The organism is Alteromonas sp. Mac1, from assembly GCF_001562125.1.
In the GTDB taxonomy this organism is placed as follows: Bacteria; Pseudomonadota; Gammaproteobacteria; order Enterobacterales; family Alteromonadaceae; genus Alteromonas; species Alteromonas stellipolaris.
In genome coordinates this window covers 21,740-38,321 of record NZ_CP013932.1, presented here as the reverse complement: position 1 = coordinate 38,321, position 16,582 = coordinate 21,740, and the positions used below count along the sequence as shown (strand labels likewise).

General features: G+C 44.7%; 13 protein-coding genes, 2 tRNA genes and 2 rRNA genes. 5 read left to right on the top strand and 12 right to left on the bottom strand.

Features of this window, described 5'->3' with window-relative positions; genetic code table 11:
- Positions 1 to 146: 146 nt before the first annotated feature.
- The 4 genes from AV939_RS00170 to AV939_RS00155 all read right to left on the bottom strand — a co-directional run bounded on the left by AV939_RS00170 (position 147) and on the right by AV939_RS00155 (position 4,071).
- Positions 147 to 1,679: ribosomal RNA gene (locus tag AV939_RS00170) — 16S ribosomal RNA — on the bottom strand.
- A 602-nt stretch (positions 1,680 to 2,281) separates the two neighbouring features.
- Positions 2,282 to 2,358: transfer RNA gene (locus AV939_RS00165), tRNA-Ile, on the bottom strand.
- A gap of 4 nt (positions 2,359 to 2,362) precedes the next feature.
- A tRNA-Ala gene (locus AV939_RS00160) sits at positions 2,363 to 2,438 on the bottom strand.
- A gap of 100 nt (positions 2,439 to 2,538) precedes the next feature.
- Positions 2,539 to 4,071 (bottom strand): 16S ribosomal RNA (locus AV939_RS00155).
- 1,832 nt (positions 4,072 to 5,903) lie between these two features.
- On the opposite strand from AV939_RS00155, the gene AV939_RS00150 reads away from it, so the two are divergent.
- On the top strand, positions 5,904 to 6,440 hold the full coding sequence (locus AV939_RS00150) for a gamma carbonic anhydrase family protein (RefSeq protein WP_057796490.1): 537 nt from the start codon (positions 5,904 to 5,906) through the stop codon (positions 6,438 to 6,440).
- Between the two features lie 27 nt (positions 6,441 to 6,467).
- Here AV939_RS00150 and aroE read toward each other — a convergent pair whose 3' ends face one another.
- Positions 6,468 to 7,295 (bottom strand): shikimate dehydrogenase, encoded by an 828-nt coding sequence (gene aroE, locus AV939_RS00145; protein ID WP_057796492.1) that lies wholly within the window; start codon positions 7,293 to 7,295, stop codon positions 6,468 to 6,470.
- 25 nt (positions 7,296 to 7,320) lie between these two features.
- Here aroE and AV939_RS00140 point away from each other — a divergent pair, with 25 nt between their 5' ends.
- Positions 7,321 to 7,752 (top strand): group II truncated hemoglobin, encoded by a 432-nt coding sequence (locus AV939_RS00140; protein ID WP_061996729.1) that lies wholly within the window; start codon positions 7,321 to 7,323, stop codon positions 7,750 to 7,752.
- A 100-nt stretch (positions 7,753 to 7,852) separates the two neighbouring features.
- Here AV939_RS00140 and AV939_RS00135 read toward each other — a convergent pair whose 3' ends face one another.
- From AV939_RS00135 to AV939_RS00105, 7 genes are all read right to left on the bottom strand, one after another.
- Positions 7,853 to 8,527, bottom strand: a complete 675-nt coding sequence (locus AV939_RS00135) for an OmpW family outer membrane protein (protein ID WP_061996727.1) — start codon at positions 8,525 to 8,527, stop codon at positions 7,853 to 7,855.
- 165 nt (positions 8,528 to 8,692) lie between these two features.
- Entirely contained in the window at positions 8,693 to 9,637 is a 945-nt protein-coding gene (gene hemF / locus AV939_RS00130; protein ID WP_061996722.1) for an oxygen-dependent coproporphyrinogen oxidase, read from the bottom strand.
- Positions 9,634 to 10,209, bottom strand: a complete 576-nt coding sequence (locus tag AV939_RS00125; RefSeq protein WP_061996720.1) for a Sua5/YciO/YrdC/YwlC family protein — start codon at positions 10,207 to 10,209, stop codon at positions 9,634 to 9,636. The genes hemF and AV939_RS00125 overlap by 4 nt, the downstream gene beginning before the upstream one ends.
- A gap of 21 nt (positions 10,210 to 10,230) precedes the next feature.
- Positions 10,231 to 10,782 carry a DNA topoisomerase family protein gene (locus AV939_RS00120; protein ID WP_057795003.1) on the bottom strand — a complete coding sequence of 184 codons (552 nt, stop codon included), beginning with the start codon at positions 10,780 to 10,782 and terminating at the stop codon, positions 10,231 to 10,233.
- A 23-nt stretch (positions 10,783 to 10,805) separates the two neighbouring features.
- Positions 10,806 to 11,282, bottom strand: coding sequence for a DUF494 family protein (locus AV939_RS00115; RefSeq protein WP_013782529.1), 477 nt, complete (start codon positions 11,280 to 11,282; stop codon positions 10,806 to 10,808).
- A 1-nt stretch (position 11,283) separates the two neighbouring features.
- Positions 11,284 to 12,441 carry a DNA-processing protein DprA gene (gene dprA, locus AV939_RS00110; protein WP_082605006.1) on the bottom strand — a complete coding sequence of 386 codons (1,158 nt, stop codon included), beginning with the start codon at positions 12,439 to 12,441 and terminating at the stop codon, positions 11,284 to 11,286.
- Positions 12,442 to 12,474: 33 nt separating this feature from the next.
- Complete coding sequence (locus AV939_RS00105; protein ID WP_057796496.1) at positions 12,475 to 13,548, bottom strand: LysM peptidoglycan-binding domain-containing protein; 1,074 nt, start codon at positions 13,546 to 13,548, stop codon at positions 12,475 to 12,477.
- Between the two features lie 216 nt (positions 13,549 to 13,764).
- Here AV939_RS00105 and def point away from each other — a divergent pair, with 216 nt between their 5' ends.
- Genes def through rsmB form a run of 3 tightly spaced genes read left to right on the top strand, consistent with a single transcriptional unit; the run spans position 13,765 to position 16,573 of the window.
- Complete coding sequence (def, locus tag AV939_RS00100) at positions 13,765 to 14,274, top strand: peptide deformylase (RefSeq protein WP_013782526.1); 510 nt, start codon at positions 13,765 to 13,767, stop codon at positions 14,272 to 14,274.
- 8 nt (positions 14,275 to 14,282) lie between these two features.
- Complete coding sequence (gene fmt / locus AV939_RS00095; RefSeq protein ID WP_057795004.1) at positions 14,283 to 15,239, top strand: methionyl-tRNA formyltransferase; 957 nt, start codon at positions 14,283 to 14,285, stop codon at positions 15,237 to 15,239.
- Positions 15,239 to 16,573 carry a 16S rRNA (cytosine(967)-C(5))-methyltransferase RsmB gene (rsmB, locus tag AV939_RS00090; protein WP_057795006.1) on the top strand — a complete coding sequence of 445 codons (1,335 nt, stop codon included), beginning with the start codon at positions 15,239 to 15,241 and terminating at the stop codon, positions 16,571 to 16,573. The genes fmt and rsmB overlap by 1 nt, the downstream gene beginning before the upstream one ends.
- Positions 16,574 to 16,582 lie beyond the last annotated feature (9 nt).

Here is a 16,582-nt window from a genome sequence, read left to right as displayed (position 1 = left end):
TACCGACTTATTTAGTCCATATTACTTTAATAATTAACAATTTAGGAATTCTGATATTCACGTAATCAATCTTTTGAGCACTGAGTACTACTACTCTCGTTGCTTTAATCAGCTTTGTCTTACAACACTCAAGATATAAAGCTTGGTAAGGAGGTGATCCAACCCCAGGTTCCCCTAGGGTTACCTTGTTACGACTTCACCCCAGTCATGAAACACAAAGTGGTAATCGTTCTCCCGAAGGTTAAACTAACTACTTCTTTTGCATCCCACTCCCATGGTGTGACGGGCGGTGTGTACAAGGCCCGGGAACGTATTCACCGCAGTATTCTGACCTGCGATTACTAGCGATTCCGACTTCATGGAGTCGAGTTGCAGACTCCAATCCGGACTACGACATACTTTAAGGGGTCCGCTCCACATCACTGTCTCGCATCCCTCTGTATATGCCATTGTAGCACGTGTGTAGCCCTACACGTAAGGGCCATGATGACTTGACGTCGTCCCCACCTTCCTCCGGTTTGTCACCGGCAGTCTCCTTAGAGTGCCCAACTGAATGCTGGCAACTAAGGACAAGGGTTGCGCTCGTTGCGGGACTTAACCCAACATCTCACGACACGAGCTGACGACAGCCATGCAGCACCTGTGTTTGAGTTCCCGAAGGCACGAAACCATCTCTGGTAACTTCTCAACATGTCAAGTGTAGGTAAGGTTCTTCGCGTTGCATCGAATTAAACCACATGCTCCACCGCTTGTGCGGGCCCCCGTCAATTCATTTGAGTTTTAACCTTGCGGCCGTACTCCCCAGGCGGTCTACTTATCGCGTTAGCTTCGCTACTCACGACTTAAAGTCACAAACAGCTAGTAGACAGCGTTTACGGTGTGGACTACCAGGGTATCTAATCCTGTTCGCTACCCACACTTTCGCACATGAGCGTCAGTCTTTGGCCAGGGAGTCGCCTTCGCCACTGATGTTCCTCCAGATATCTACGCATTTCACCGCTACACCTGGAATTCCACTCCCCTCTCCAAGACTCTAGTCTGCCAGTTCTAAATGACCGTCCCAGGTTGAGCCCGGGGCTTTCACATCTAGCTTAACAAACCGCCTGCGTGCGCTTTACGCCCAGTAATTCCGATTAACGCTCGCACCCTCCGTATTACCGCGGCTGCTGGCACGGAGTTAGCCGGTGCTTCTTCTGTTGTTAACGTCACGGCTAGCAGGTATTAACTACTAACTTTTCCTCACAACTGAAAGTGCTTTACAACCCGAAGGCCTTCTTCACACACGCGGCATGGCTGCATCAGGGTTTCCCCCATTGTGCAATATTCCCCACTGCTGCCTCCCGTAGGAGTCTGGGCCGTGTCTCAGTCCCAGTGTGGCTGATCTTCCTCTCAGAACAGCTAGAGATCGTTGCCTTGGTGAGCCTTTACCTCACCAACTAGCTAATCTCACTTGGGCCTCTCTTTGCGCCGGAGCCGAAGCCCCGTTTGGTCCGAAGACATTATGCGGTATTAGCAGTCGTTTCCAACTGTTATCCCCCTCGCAAAGGCAAGTTCCCAAGCATTACTCACCCGTCCGCCACTCGACATCATCTAGCAAGCTAGACATGTTTCCGTTCGACTTGCATGTGTTAGGCCTGCCGCCAGCGTTCAATCTGAGCCATGATCAAACTCTTCAATTAAATAATGGCCTTCGTTAACACTTCCTATTCTTCCTAAATTTTCCTCGTTCGCTCAGTTACATACTAAAAGTATGTGCCTTCGCTTACGCGTCGATTTAGTCGACTAGAAACTGTTACCTCGCCCATTGCGCTAATACACACCGAAGTGATATTAAAACAATGATTGAGCGAAGAGCTCTCCCGCCTTTTGAAATCAGGACTGGATGAGATCTAACTCAGTTGTATGCATGACAAGCTAATCGTGAAATTGCCTTGCTATCAAATTAAGATTGATAACAAGCAATTCAAGTCAAGTAGAGTAGTAAGTACGTCTTTCGTTTGATTGATTTACTAATTAAATATCAGCTTTCCAAATTGTTAAAGAACGTTGGATATTTCATGCTAAAAGCATTACTTTCTTCCTTAGAGTAAAAAACCCTAATCAATGCTTACTCATTCGAGTAAAAATTCATTAGGATTCATGGTCCAACATGACACAAAAACAAGCTTTCTAAGTTGATTCATAACTACCGCTAACTTTAGCGAGTAGAAAAACCGTCAGGAAGCTCCGCTTCCGGTTAAGCGGATTTTTTACGACCACTTGCAAAGCAAGTGAAGGTAAATGGTAGGCTTGGGCAGACTTGAACTGCCGACCTCACCCTTATCAGGGGTGCGCTCTAACCAGCTGAGCTACAAGCCTGTAGTGGTGGAGCTAAGCAGGATCGAACTGCTGACCTCCTGCGTGCAAGGCAGGCGCTCTCCCAGCTGAGCTATAGCCCCATTTTCTGTATAACTACAAAAAACTTCGTGTCGTTCTTCATTTAATAACAAAACAATCTGTGTAGGCACTACACTAACAATGTCACCATCGACATGTTGGTAAGGAGGTGATCCAACCCCAGGTTCCCCTAGGGTTACCTTGTTACGACTTCACCCCAGTCATGAAACACAAAGTGGTAATCGTTCTCCCGAAGGTTAAACTAACTACTTCTTTTGCATCCCACTCCCATGGTGTGACGGGCGGTGTGTACAAGGCCCGGGAACGTATTCACCGCAGTATTCTGACCTGCGATTACTAGCGATTCCGACTTCATGGAGTCGAGTTGCAGACTCCAATCCGGACTACGACATACTTTAAGGGGTCCGCTCCACATCACTGTCTCGCATCCCTCTGTATATGCCATTGTAGCACGTGTGTAGCCCTACACGTAAGGGCCATGATGACTTGACGTCGTCCCCACCTTCCTCCGGTTTGTCACCGGCAGTCTCCTTAGAGTGCCCAACTGAATGCTGGCAACTAAGGACAAGGGTTGCGCTCGTTGCGGGACTTAACCCAACATCTCACGACACGAGCTGACGACAGCCATGCAGCACCTGTGTTTGAGTTCCCGAAGGCACGAAACCATCTCTGGTAACTTCTCAACATGTCAAGTGTAGGTAAGGTTCTTCGCGTTGCATCGAATTAAACCACATGCTCCACCGCTTGTGCGGGCCCCCGTCAATTCATTTGAGTTTTAACCTTGCGGCCGTACTCCCCAGGCGGTCTACTTATCGCGTTAGCTTCGCTACTCACGACTTAAAGTCACAAACAGCTAGTAGACAGCGTTTACGGTGTGGACTACCAGGGTATCTAATCCTGTTCGCTACCCACACTTTCGCACATGAGCGTCAGTCTTTGGCCAGGGAGTCGCCTTCGCCACTGATGTTCCTCCAGATATCTACGCATTTCACCGCTACACCTGGAATTCCACTCCCCTCTCCAAGACTCTAGTCTGCCAGTTCTAAATGACCGTCCCAGGTTGAGCCCGGGGCTTTCACATCTAGCTTAACAAACCGCCTGCGTGCGCTTTACGCCCAGTAATTCCGATTAACGCTCGCACCCTCCGTATTACCGCGGCTGCTGGCACGGAGTTAGCCGGTGCTTCTTCTGTTGTTAACGTCACGGCTAGCAGGTATTAACTACTAACTTTTCCTCACAACTGAAAGTGCTTTACAACCCGAAGGCCTTCTTCACACACGCGGCATGGCTGCATCAGGGTTTCCCCCATTGTGCAATATTCCCCACTGCTGCCTCCCGTAGGAGTCTGGGCCGTGTCTCAGTCCCAGTGTGGCTGATCTTCCTCTCAGAACAGCTAGAGATCGTTGCCTTGGTGAGCCTTTACCTCACCAACTAGCTAATCTCACTTGGGCCTCTCTTTGCGCCGGAGCCGAAGCCCCGTTTGGTCCGAAGACATTATGCGGTATTAGCAGTCGTTTCCAACTGTTATCCCCCTCGCAAAGGCAAGTTCCCAAGCATTACTCACCCGTCCGCCACTCGACATCATCTAGCAAGCTAGACATGTTTCCGTTCGACTTGCATGTGTTAGGCCTGCCGCCAGCGTTCAATCTGAGCCATGATCAAACTCTTCAATTAAATACTCTTCAATTAAATAAATATATCGAATATGAATCGTCGTTGTGTGACACTCTTAATGAGTGCCCACACAGATTGTCTTGTTATAAATTGTTAAAGAACTATCGTGCAAAAATCATAATGCGAAGCATTCTGTTTTTGCGCAAGGAGGACTAACACTACATATAGTTGCTTAGACTTCCTCACCTCACCCGAACGGCCGTTGCCTTTTCGATGAGCGCTTCTCTTCGAAGCGGATGCGCATTCTACGCGTTTCGTTTTCACTTATTTTCTAAAACAGTCAGATAAGCTATGGCGTGAAATCTGTAGCTTAGCCTATTAGTTACCCGTAATTTTATACTAGGTGATTTACTATGAAGCATGTAAGGGCATTTGTTTTACCCTGATGTCATTAGCAGCAGATCATCTTTATTCAGATCTTCATCTTACCCTCTTTCTTTCCGAGAAGTCGCAGTAGCCTTTTACTGATTTCTAATAAGATCTTAATGACTGACATTGGTAACGGGCTTATAGATAGGCGTTCATTGATAAGTGCTAATTTACGAACGTAGTGCTAACTAGCACTTCTTTCACGCATAAAAAAAGGGCTATCCGTTAGGATAGCCCTTTCTTCGAATGGTGATCAAACTCTTCAATTAAATATATCGAATATGAATCGTCGTTGTGTGACACTCTTAATGAGTGCCCACACAGATTGTCTTGTCTAAATTGTTAAAGAACATAGTGCAGAATCGCGACGCTGTTTGTCGTGACTTCTGCGCAAGGAGGACCAACATTACTCTCAGTTGATTCATTTTCCTTGCTAGCGGACAACCTTGGTTGTCGCAATTCACTAGAAGCCGTTGCCTCTTCGTGACTCACTCTGCTTGAGCGAGGTGCGTATTATACGCTTGAAGTTTTCAGTGTCAACACTTTTTGAATTTTTATTTTCTGAAGTGTTTTCTTTAAAACCCCGTCACACTTGGCCTTAAAGGTAAGTAGTGACTTGCTTTGTCAGTGTAAGTTATTTCACTTTCCTGTCGAAGCGGATGCGCATTCTAGAGATTTCTGAGCCTGCGTCAACCTCTGATTTAAAAAAAGTGTCACATTTCGTTTAACTGCTTAAAATACCAACCACACAGCCTATAAATCACACATAAATACGGATTTTTGCCAATTAACTATTACGTCCATTGCCTACTTTTACTCAAACAGTGGTGGAATAAGGTTGGTTCTTTCCCCCTGTTCTCTGTTTTAATGCAATCACTATTGGTGAATAATAGTCTGATCAAACTCTTCAATTAAATATATCGAATATGAATCGTCGTTGTGTGACACTCTTAATGAGTGCCCACACAGATTGTCTTGTCTAAATTGTTAAAGAACGTTGCGACTTCGTCGCAATTCACTAGAAGCCGTTGCCTCTTCGTGACTCACTCTGCTTGAGCGAGGTGCGTATTATACGCTTGAAGTTTTCAGTGTCAACACTTTTTGAATTTTTATTTTCTGAAGTGTTTTCTTTAAAACCCCGTCACACTTGGCCTTAAAGGTAAGTAGTGACTTGCTTTGTCAGTGTAAGTTATTTCACTTTCCTGTCGAAGCGGATGCGCATTCTAGAGATTTCTGAGCCTGCGTCAACCTCTGATTTAAAAAAAGTGTCACATTTCGTTTAACTGCTTAAAATACCAACCACACAGCCTATAAATCACACATAAATACGGATTTTTGCCAATTAACTATTACGTCCATTGCCTACTTTTACTCAAACAGTGGTGGAATAAGGTTGGTTCTTTCCCCCTGTTCTCTGTTTTAATGCAATCACTATTGGTGAATTTATGTATAAAGGTGCAATTTTGACAATTAGAACCTATCAATCAACTTCTCCCACACTCGGTGATCGCTGTTATATAGATGAGTCTGCCGTTATCGTTGGCGACGTTACCCTAGGCGACGATGCCAGTATCTGGCCATTGGTCGCTGCCCGTGGAGATGTAAATTATATTTCGATTGGTGCACGCAGCAATATTCAAGATGGCAGTGTGTTACATGTATCTCGTAAATCTGTGTCCAACCCAGACGGTTTTCCACTCATTATTGGTGACGATGTTACTGTGGGCCATAAATGTATGCTTCATGGCTGTGTGCTTGGAAATCGTATTTTGGTAGGGATGGGCGCTATTGTTATGGACGGTGTTATTGTGGAGGACGATGTCTTTATTGGAGCCGGTGCATTAATACCACCGAATAAGCGACTTGAAAGTGGTTACTTATATGTAGGGAACCCTGCCGTTAAGAAACGCCCATTAAAAGAAAGCGAGACAGCCTTCCTTAAACAATCAGCATTGAACTACGTAAAACTAAAAGATGAATATAGAGAAGAGCAGGCTTAACAGCCTGCTTATTCATATCAGTCTCGATTACTTTGCTTTTAACTGGCTACGTAATACATCAATTACCGCACTGGTCTGTGGTTTGTAACCTGTCCATATCGTAAATGATGCAGCAGCCTGTTCCACCAGCATACCCAAACCATCAAGTACCCGTGAAGCACCTAACGATAATGCTTGCTGCATAAAATAAGTAGGCTCTGCACGATAAACCATGTCATACGCTGTTTCACATTCTGCAAATAACGTAGGGCTCATATCAAAAGGCAGTGTTTCACTCAAACTGGCGGCTGTTGAATTGATAATAATATGTGGGGCTACTGTATCGCAGTCTTCTATACCAACAACCTTAACCTTTCCTCCGCCCGTTTCACTTGCCACTATTTCTGCTTTAGCCTTTGTCCTGTTAGTAAGATGTAACGACGCTATGCCTGAAGCAATAAGTGGCGCTATCACGCCTCTTGCTGCTCCACCTGCACCTATTAATAGCACACGTTTATTTTTTAGCTGTACGCCGTGGTTAAGTAAATCATTCACCAGTCCCACCCCGTCGGTATTAAAACCTGCAACAGTGCCATCGCTGCGCTTCATTAAGGTGTTAACTGCTTTTGCGTCTAACGCAGCCTGGTCGTCTACGTTAGCAAGGGCAAAGGCATCTTGTTTAAACGGCATAGTAACGTTACAACCTATAGCGTCTGGTTGCGCTAGGAATGCCTTCGCTTCAGGCGTAAAACCATCTTCTGGCGCAAGGATCTTTTCGTAACTAATTTGCTCACCACATTGCTTAGCGAACATTTCATGAATAGTTGGTGATAGACTCTGAACAATAGGGTTACCGAAAACGGCAAACTTTTTCATTGGATTATTAATAAGGCTGTCTGTCATGGGAATGTCTAACTTCTTTAAATCGATACGAAAGGAAAAACCTGCTGTGTCAGAGACTACACCATATTACCGTATAGGTGGAGAAGATAAGGTACGCCTTTTGGCAAACCGCTTTTATGATGTTATGCGTGATGATCCTATTGCGAAGGAGCTTTACGCCATTCATCCTCAGCCAACAGATAGAATTAGAGAAGTGTTTTTTCTTTATTTAAGTTTGTGGTTAGGCGGACCTGACACCTATCAGCAACAATATGGTCACCCAAGGTTACGTTCACGGCATCTTTCTCTTAGTGTTACACCTGAATTAAAAGACCAGTGGATGTATTGTATGCGCAAAGCCATGCACGAGAATGTTGATGACCTCCCCCTCGCACAGCAACTTCTTAATGCACTCGATCAACTTGCCGAGCATATGATTAATAGTAAATAAAAAAGCGCTCCGTAAAACACGGAACGCTTTAGATTACGATATAAGGTTTTACGCCTTGCTAAGCTGCTTATTTAAGGCAACTTACCTTATTAAACGAACCTTAGAATGTGTAACCTACTGACAAGGTGTAAACCCAAGGGTCGATATCAATATCGTTTACGCTACCTTCTGCACCACCTACGGTAAATGACGCCTCGGTATTAATATCGATGTAACGTACTGACGCATTTACATGCCACTCTTTATCTATTTGATAGTCCATCCCTACTTGTGCAGAAATGCCTACAGAGTTATCTAAAGATAAATCATCAAGCCCCGCTTCCTTATTTGCAGCAGTAAATGATTCATCAAAGATAAAGGTATAGTTTAAACCCGCACCAACATATGGCTGAAACGCTGAGTTTGCGTCGTTGAAGTAGTAGTTAACGGTAATAGTAGGGGGTAAGTGCGTGACCTCTCCCAATGTGTTACCTGTACCTAGTGGATCGCTTACCGAAAAATTCACGTCGTGAGTAAACGGTGTTGCGGCCAATAATTCAACATTGATATTGTCGGTAATGAAATAGGCAACGTTTAATCCCAACTGGGTATCGTTATCGATAGTCAGTGCTACACCTAAATCGCTACCACCTGCAATGATGTTTGAGGTTGACTCGTCGGGCGCTACTGTTGTTAATCCGCCACGAACTAACCAGTCACCCTTTTCATGGGCTGAAGCAAAAGGGGCGACAAGCGCTAAAGAAATACATATGGCTGAAAGTGTGTGTGTACGCATTGTGTGTCTCTCATGTGTTTAATGATAATGACGACACTGTAAACGTTTAAAAAGAAAATCCTTTGATCCAGCGCAAGGTGCAATATCTCTATATACCTTGGTAATGAGGGAATTTGATGTGGATCAAAGGAATTGCACCACAGGGTATTCCCATGGTGCAAAATATTACCAGTTTGTAGGCTGAAGCCAGTCGGTTAGCTTTGCTTCTGCGCTCCCCGGCGCCGGAGTATAGCAATACTCCCATCGGGCAAGTGGTGGCATAGACATTAAGATTGATTCGGTTCTGCCTCCAGTTTGTAATCCAAACAGGGTGCCTCTATCGAATACTAAGTTAAACTCTACATAGCGACCACGGCGATATAGCTGAAAGTCACGCTCTCTTTCGCCGTACGACGTACTCTTGCGCTTTTCTACAATAGGTACATAAGCATCAACGAAACCATTTCCTACCGCCTGCATAAAGTTGAATGACGTTTCAAACCCCCAATCGTTTAAATCGTCAAAGAACAAGCCACCTACACCGCGGGTTTCATTTCGATGCTTTAAGAAGAAATAGTCATCACACCATTTCTTATATTTCCCATACACGTCTTCACCAAAGGGGGCGCATAATTTCTTAGCGGTATTGTGCCAATGTACTACGTCGTCTTTAAAGGGGTAAAACGGGGTTAAATCGAACCCACCGCCAAACCACCAAATAGGTGCTTCACCTTCTTTTTCGGCGATAAAAAAGCGCACATTCGCATGAGATGTAGGAATATAAGGGTTATGTGGGTGAATAACCAACGAGACCCCCATGGCTTGAAAGTTTCTACCGGCCAGTTCTGGGCGGTTAGCCGTAGCTGACGCAGGCATTTGGCTACCAAACACGTGAGAAAAGTTCACCCCACCTTGCTCTATCATTGCACCGTTTTTGATAACACGAGAACGACCACCACCGCCTTCTTCGCGAACCCACGAATCTTCTTTGAACTGCCCTTTACCATCGGCTAGCTCAAGGGTTTGGCAAATGTTGTCCTGTAATGACAGTAAGTACGCTTTAACTTGTTCTATCACTTCAGCGGCGTCTTTACCGTCTAACTGTTGGTTTACGTGTTGGGGGTCAATCATGATCTTATTATCTCTCCGGTATCGCCGTCACGGATGGTACTGGGTTTAACGTGGCCACCTACTTCCCCATCAACATAGAAAACACTATCACCAAATATATCGGTTGCTTCCTGCTGGGTTATTGCGGGTTGTTGGCCAGTTAGGTTGGCACTTGTAGATACCAGCGGCTTTCCTAGCTTTTCACATAAAGCTTTAACCACTGGGTGGTTACTTACTCGAACCGCTATTTTTTCATGCTTGCCGGTTAACCATAGTGGGGCCGACGCCGACTTAGGTAGCAACCAAGTATTTGGCCCAGGCCAACTGGAGACAATTTCAGTACGTTTGTGCTGAAGTATGGCTTCATCATTTATATAGGGTAATAGCTGAGAATAGTTAGCAGCAATTAAGATTACCCCTTTTTCTATAGGGCGCTGCTTCAACGCTAAAAGCGACATTACAGCCGCTTCATTATCTGGGTCACAGCCTATGCCCATAACTGCTTCGGTAGGGTAAACCAATAGGTCACCATTTTTAAACGCGGTGACAATTGGATCGCTAGTGCCTATTTGCCCCTTGGTCGGGATACTCATTAATGCTTTTCTCTATAGGTGTTATTTATCGTCTTTTTTAAAGCCACACCCTGGCTGAGGGCAACAAATTTGGCCTTTCTTTTTTATCAGAACGGTCCAGCCACAATCGGGGCATGCTTCATTTACTGGCGTGAAATTTAGCACATAACGACAATGGGGATAATGATCACACGCAAAAAACTGCTTACCGTATTTATTGGTACGTGATGTAAGTTGCCCTTTTTTACACTTGGGGCAAATAACATGGGTGTCTTCTTGCTGTTTAATTGGTGAGATATAATGACATTCAGGAAAATTGGTACAGCCTATAAACATACCAAAGCGACCTTTTTTGATAGCCAAGGTAGAATCACATTCTGGACAGCTAACGCCATCAAGTACTTTTAATAAGGTGGTTTGTTTATCGTGTAATGGCTTGCTGAAATGACAGTCTGGGTAACCTGTGCAGCCAATAAAAGGGCCTGATTTGCTGTTTTTTATATGCAGTGGTTTACCGCAATCGGGGCAATCACCGAAAGCGTCTTCTAAGGCATGTTCGTGCGCAGAGAAAAGTGAATGATCAATTTTTGACATAAACTAGCACGACATGATGCACATTAGTGCAACACGCCGTCAGGTTCATCAAATAATAAATCTTCCATTTGTGCATAGGCTTTTTCTTTACCTGGTACATTAAACAGTACCATGAGCACTACCCACTTTAGGTCTTCTAAACAAAATTCAGAAGAGTCTATTTCCATTACTCTGTCTATTACCATTTCTCGGGTTGACGCATCTACCACACCTACTTGCTCTAAAAATAGCAAGAAGCCACGGCACTCCACGTCTAATCGCATTTGCTCTTCATGTGTGTAAATACGACTAAGGCTGGTACTAATCCCTTTACAAAAATAAGGCTTAATATCTGTTTCTTGCAAAGCCGCTAGCTTTTCAAGCCACGCTAATGCTTTGTAGATTTCATCATGATGGAAACCCGCGCGTACCAACTCCTCGGTAAGCTCGTCTTGATCGACTCGAATTTCAGTTTCACTGTGAATGAAGTTTTCAAACAGGTACATGAGGATATCGAACATATTATTTTCCCCTCAATTTAATGTAGCCACCAGGGACAGCGGCTACTAAACCACGCAACTCATATTCTAATAATGATGCCATAACCTCATTAACAGGAGAGGTACAGCGCTGCGCTATAACATCAATAGCGGTGATGTCGTAATCCACACTATCTAATAATTTATCGGTTGCCAAGTTATTCACTTCACTTTTTTTACTTAACGCTTCACTCTGGCATTCTCTCTCACCAGCAGACACTATAATTTCATCGAAAATGTCATCAACACAGGTAACCAGCTTAGCGCCTTGCTGAATTAACCAATGACAGCCTTCGGAGTAAGCATGGAAGATACTTCCAGGAACTGCAAATACTTCACGCCCCATATCTGCGGCCAAATTCGCAGTTATCAAGGTGCCACTCTTTATTTTTGCCTCTATTACTAAGGTTCCAAGTGACATAGCCGCAATTATTCGGTTTCTCCTGGGAAAATGCCAAGGCTTAGCAGATACACCTGGAAAGAACTCGGTGATACAGGCTCCCCCTGCGTTCACTATGTCACGGTGTAGCGATACGTTTTTAGGGGGGTAGACAATATCAGGGCCCGTTCCCATTACCGCTATCGTGCCACCCTCGCACGCCAACCCACCTGTATGGGCAGCTGAATCTATTCCTGCAGCCAGCCCGCTGGTTACGGCTACCCCATTAGTTGCTAGTGCTTCAGCAAATTCAGTAGCAATTTGCTTACCTTGATGGCTAGCTCGCCTACTCCCTACTATCGCTATTTGGGGCATCACCAAGGTATTAATATTACCTATAACGAATAGCACCAGTGGTGGGTTTGGCAGGGTTTTTAATAGTTCAGGGTAATGGGCACACCCTAGGGTAACGATATGATGCTTTGCATGTGAAGCGTGCCAGTGTTTCGCTTTTTCAAGTAAGTTGAGAGATATTGATTGTGTAAGGGTATGAAGAACACCCGAGGTGAAAGCAGTTTTGTGAAAAGCATCGAGTAATGCTACTTCACTAAGAGAGTGTGCTTCAAGCGCCTTGAGCCACTTCCCTGTAGCGATATTTATTGCTGACGCCATTGTCACCCACGCCATCTGTTCTTTGCTTAAGGTTTTATCCAATACTTGAACAGAATCACTACTTGCTTCATGTGGTTGGGAAGTTGTCATTGCCGCTCCTAAATAATAAGCGGCAATAACGTATTAGGGTTTTGCCACAATGAAGCCGCGTCTTACGCCTTCTTTTGCTCGAGTTATAATGCCGTAGCTAGCTGAATCAAAAGTTTTAAACACAATGACTTCACCAATTTTAAGTGCAGGTTGCTGTACTTTATCGGTAAAAAGCCCGTTTCCTTTTATAACATCACGATTGCTTGCGTATTGGGGTTCTTCGCCATCTATAATGTCAGGCCCACCAGCGTAGATGCCCATTACGGTGCCAGCTGTTAGCTCACGTGCGCCTAAATCTAAAACCACAACATCGTAACGGCCGAGTAAGTCGTGATCGTGTAAATCGCCAATTACAAATCCTCGTTGTGATGTTGCTTCTTGCAGAACTAAATCATCGTCTAACGTAAAGTTACCCGTAAGTAGCTTATCTCCACGTTTTGCTTCTTGATTTGAATCTGAAAGCTTCACCATTCTAGCGTTTGGCAATGACACGTCATTCTCTAAGCTAGCTTTCGCTACATGGGTAAGTTGCACACCAAGCACCTTACCCTGCATATTGCGTATAATAGATTGCTTTCTTACCACCTGATACTGATCCTCAGTGCGGTTTTCTTTTTGGCTTACCACTAGGTCGTTAGACACAAAACTCACATTACCATCGTGATTACCTAATAAATGAGGAAGTAATTCATACTCTTCCTCAGATACCAGCGTGTGTTGTTTTATATAAGGGGCTAATACCGACCATGATAGGGTCTCTATAGGTGTACTCTTCACTCTTCGGGTAGAACCAGGCGAAAGCACTAGGGTTGGCTTATCTCGATTTATCGAAAATACGGGTTCACCATTTATATAAGACACCGAGATAACATCACCGGGGTAAATTAAATGCGGGTTATCTATTTGGGTGTTGTGACGCCAAAGTTCAGGCCACAGCCATGGCTGATTTAAAAAAAGATTAGCGATGCCCCATAAGGTATCACCTTGTTGAACTGTGTAAGTATCTGGCGCGGATTCTTTTAGCGGTTTGGCCATTGCTGAAAATGCGGCAAAACACGCCACTACCAATACCATTGCACGTGTTACATTCTTCAATCGATTTTTCAAATTAACCTTCCGCAATTTTTCCACTGCCATTTACTGTTGAAATTTCAGACAATACTACTATATCGATATTGTGCCCCAATACTGTGGCGCGGCAGCAAAAAACTGCACGATATAACTCGATATACGTTAGAATAGTAACTCAAAAGGCACTGTAAAGGGTGCGAGCGACTAGATCGTATATGAATTTATACAGCGAAAAGGTTAAATAAGCGACACATGGCAATTTTAGACGTATTAAGTTTTCCCGATGAGCGACTTCGTACCGTAGCAAAACCGGTAGAAGAAGTGAATGACGACATTAAACAATTGGTTTCAGATATGTTTGAAACCATGAAAGACGAGAATGGAATTGGTTTGGCTGCTACTCAAGTCGACAGACATGTTCAAGTTGTTGTAATGAACGTAGCGGAAGATCAAGACGAGCCTCGTGTTTTTATCAACCCGGAAATCACCAAAAAAGACGGCAGCACTATTAGTGAAGAAGGTTGTCTTTCGGTTCCAGGCAACTACGCAAAAGTTGAGCGCGCAGAAGAAATTACGGTAAAAGCACTGAATGAAAATGGTGAAGCATTTGAGTTGGAAGCAGACGGTCTATTGGCTATTTGTATTCAGCACGAATTGGATCATCTCAAAGGCAAACTGTTTATTGATTACTTGTCTCCGCTTAAACGCCAGCGTATTCGTAAAAAGCTTGAAAAAGAAGCACGTTTAGCTGCACGCGACTGAGGTTAGTTTTGATAAAACCATTACGCATCATTTTTGCCGGCACACCGGATTTTGCTGCTCAGCATTTGAGTGCTTTATTATCTAGCACTCATGAAGTTGTTGCGGTGTACACCCAACCAGACCGTCCTGCTGGACGAGGCAAAAAACTTACACCAAGCCCCGTAAAAGTACTTGCTCAAGAACATGAGATTCCAGTTTATCAGCCAGCCAGCTTAAAGAATGACGAAGCGCAGAAAATATTGGCAGACATTAAAGCCGATTTAATGATTGTGGTTGCCTATGGGTTAATTTTACCTAAGTCTGTACTTGATGCTCCCCAATTAGGCTGTCTGAATGTGCATGGCTCAATTTTGCCTAAATGGCGTGGTGCTGCACCTATCCAACGGTCGATATGGGCTGGCGATAGTGAGACTGGCGTTACAATCATGCAGATGGATGAAGGGCTAGATACCGGCGACATGTTGCATATAGCCACCTTGCCTATTAGCGAAAGCGATACCAGTGCGTCGCTTTACGAGAAGCTAGCAGAACTTGGTCCTACTGCATTATTAGATGTAGTAAACAGTATCGACACCCTATCACCTGTGAAGCAAGATGATAGCGAAGCAACTTACGCCAAAAAGCTTTCCAAAGAAGAAGCTTTTATTAATTGGCACGATAGCGCAGCGCAAATTGCACGAAACGTGCGCGCCTTTAATCCATGGCCTGTAGCTTGGACTAAAATTGAATCGCAAAATATTAAAATTTGGTCGGTGGATGTGGTTGATGGCCTACCGACTTCACATGCCCCAGGTACTATCATTCAAGCTGACAAGCACGGCATTGTGGTAGCTACGGGCTCAAGTGCCCTACGAATCAACACCCTGCAAATACCTGGGAAAAAAGCATTGCCCGCTGCAGATGTCGTTAATGCTCGCAAAGACTGGTTCGCACCAGGTAACTGCATTGCCAGTACGGAAGAATAGTGAAACCCACTCCATTACCGAAACAAAAAAACCTTCGTGCCGATTGTGCATGGGTGATATATCAAATTCTAGAACAAGGTAAATCGTCAAGAGACTGCCTAGAGCGGGTTCAACGTCGTCATCACCCTAGAGACAATGCGTGGATTCAAGAAATGTCTTTGGGCGTCATGCGTAAACTTCCCATTTTGCAGCATTGGTTACGAGAGTTACTCGACCGCCCTTTAAAGGGGAATAAGAAGGTAATAGAGCACCTTATTCTGTTGGGGTTATACCAGTTAGCGTTTTCTCGTGTAAGCCAACATGCTGCGGTGGGCGAAACCGTTAATGCCTCGCCTTACTTAGGCGGCACAGCATTAAAAGGGTTAGTGAACGCTGTACTGCGCAACTTCATGCGTCAAGAACTGATTAACAAGCCTATCGATAATCCCATTATTGCCAGTGGGTTACCTAAGTGGTTATTTAAGGCACTAGAAGATGCCTATGGTCAAGATGCTGATGCCGTGCGAGAAGCTACCAATGCCATGGCGCCAATTTGGCTAAGGGTTAATACCAAACAAATATCTATTAGCGATTACGCTGCTGCATTGGATGCTGCTGAGATTAGCTATTCACTCAGTCCTGCACACCCAGACGCCATCAGACTTGAAGGCCGTGAAGATATTACTGGGCTTCCAGGGTTTGAAAAAGGCCACTTTGCTGTACAAGATGGTGCAGCTCAGCTTGCAGCCCATTATTTGGACGCTCAACCACATGAGCGCGTATTAGATTGTTGCGCGGCACCGGGTGGTAAAACAGGTCATATTATTGAGCGTACTCCCGACTTAGCCTATTGCCTTGCCCTTGATGCTGACGAGAATCGCTTAAAGCGCGTTGAAGAAAACATGGCTCGCCTGCAACATACGCAAACCAATCTGCCGGTTATAAAGCAAGGCGATGCGGCTAAGCCTGATACATGGTGGGATGGGCAACACTTCGACCGAATTTTGCTTGATGCACCCTGCTCTGCCACGGGTGTTATTCGACGCCACCCTGATATTCGCTGGCTAAGAAAGTCGAGTGATATTGATGCACTTGCAGCACTACAAGCTGAAATACTGACTAGCTTATGGCAAACACTCAAGCCCGGTGGCACATTGCTTTACGCCACCTGCTCTATACTGCCACAAGAAAATAGCCAACAGATTAGCGCATTTTTAGAACGTAATGCAGATGCCACATTAGTACCTGTTATAAAAACGGAAACTCCGAGTAACCCTGGTAGACAAATCCTACCTGGTGAGCAACAAATGGATGGTTTCTACTATGCGAGACTGGTAAAGTCGTTGAGCAAATAAAAGCAATAA

Excerpts from the sequence above, each read along its gene's own strand:
- aroE (WP_057796492.1), bottom strand. The coding sequence starts at position 7,295 with ATGAAAAAGTTTGCCGTTTTCGGTAACCCTATTGTTCAGAGTCTATCA.
- AV939_RS00140 (WP_061996729.1), top strand. The coding sequence starts at position 7,321 with ATGGGAATGTCTAACTTCTTTAAATCGATACGAAAGGAAAAACCTGCT.
- AV939_RS00135 (WP_061996727.1), bottom strand. The coding sequence starts at position 8,527 with ATGCGTACACACACACTTTCAGCCATATGTATTTCTTTAGCGCTTGTC.
- hemF (WP_061996722.1), bottom strand. The coding sequence starts at position 9,637 with ATGATTGACCCCCAACACGTAAACCAACAGTTAGACGGTAAAGACGCC.
- AV939_RS00125 (WP_061996720.1), bottom strand. The coding sequence starts at position 10,209 with ATGAGTATCCCGACCAAGGGGCAAATAGGCACTAGCGATCCAATTGTC.
- AV939_RS00120 (WP_057795003.1), bottom strand. The coding sequence starts at position 10,782 with ATGTCAAAAATTGATCATTCACTTTTCTCTGCGCACGAACATGCCTTA.
- AV939_RS00115 (WP_013782529.1), bottom strand. The coding sequence starts at position 11,282 with ATGTTCGATATCCTCATGTACCTGTTTGAAAACTTCATTCACAGTGAA.
- dprA (WP_082605006.1), bottom strand. The coding sequence starts at position 12,441 with ATGACAACTTCCCAACCACATGAAGCAAGTAGTGATTCTGTTCAAGTA.
- def (WP_013782526.1), top strand. The coding sequence starts at position 13,765 with ATGGCAATTTTAGACGTATTAAGTTTTCCCGATGAGCGACTTCGTACC.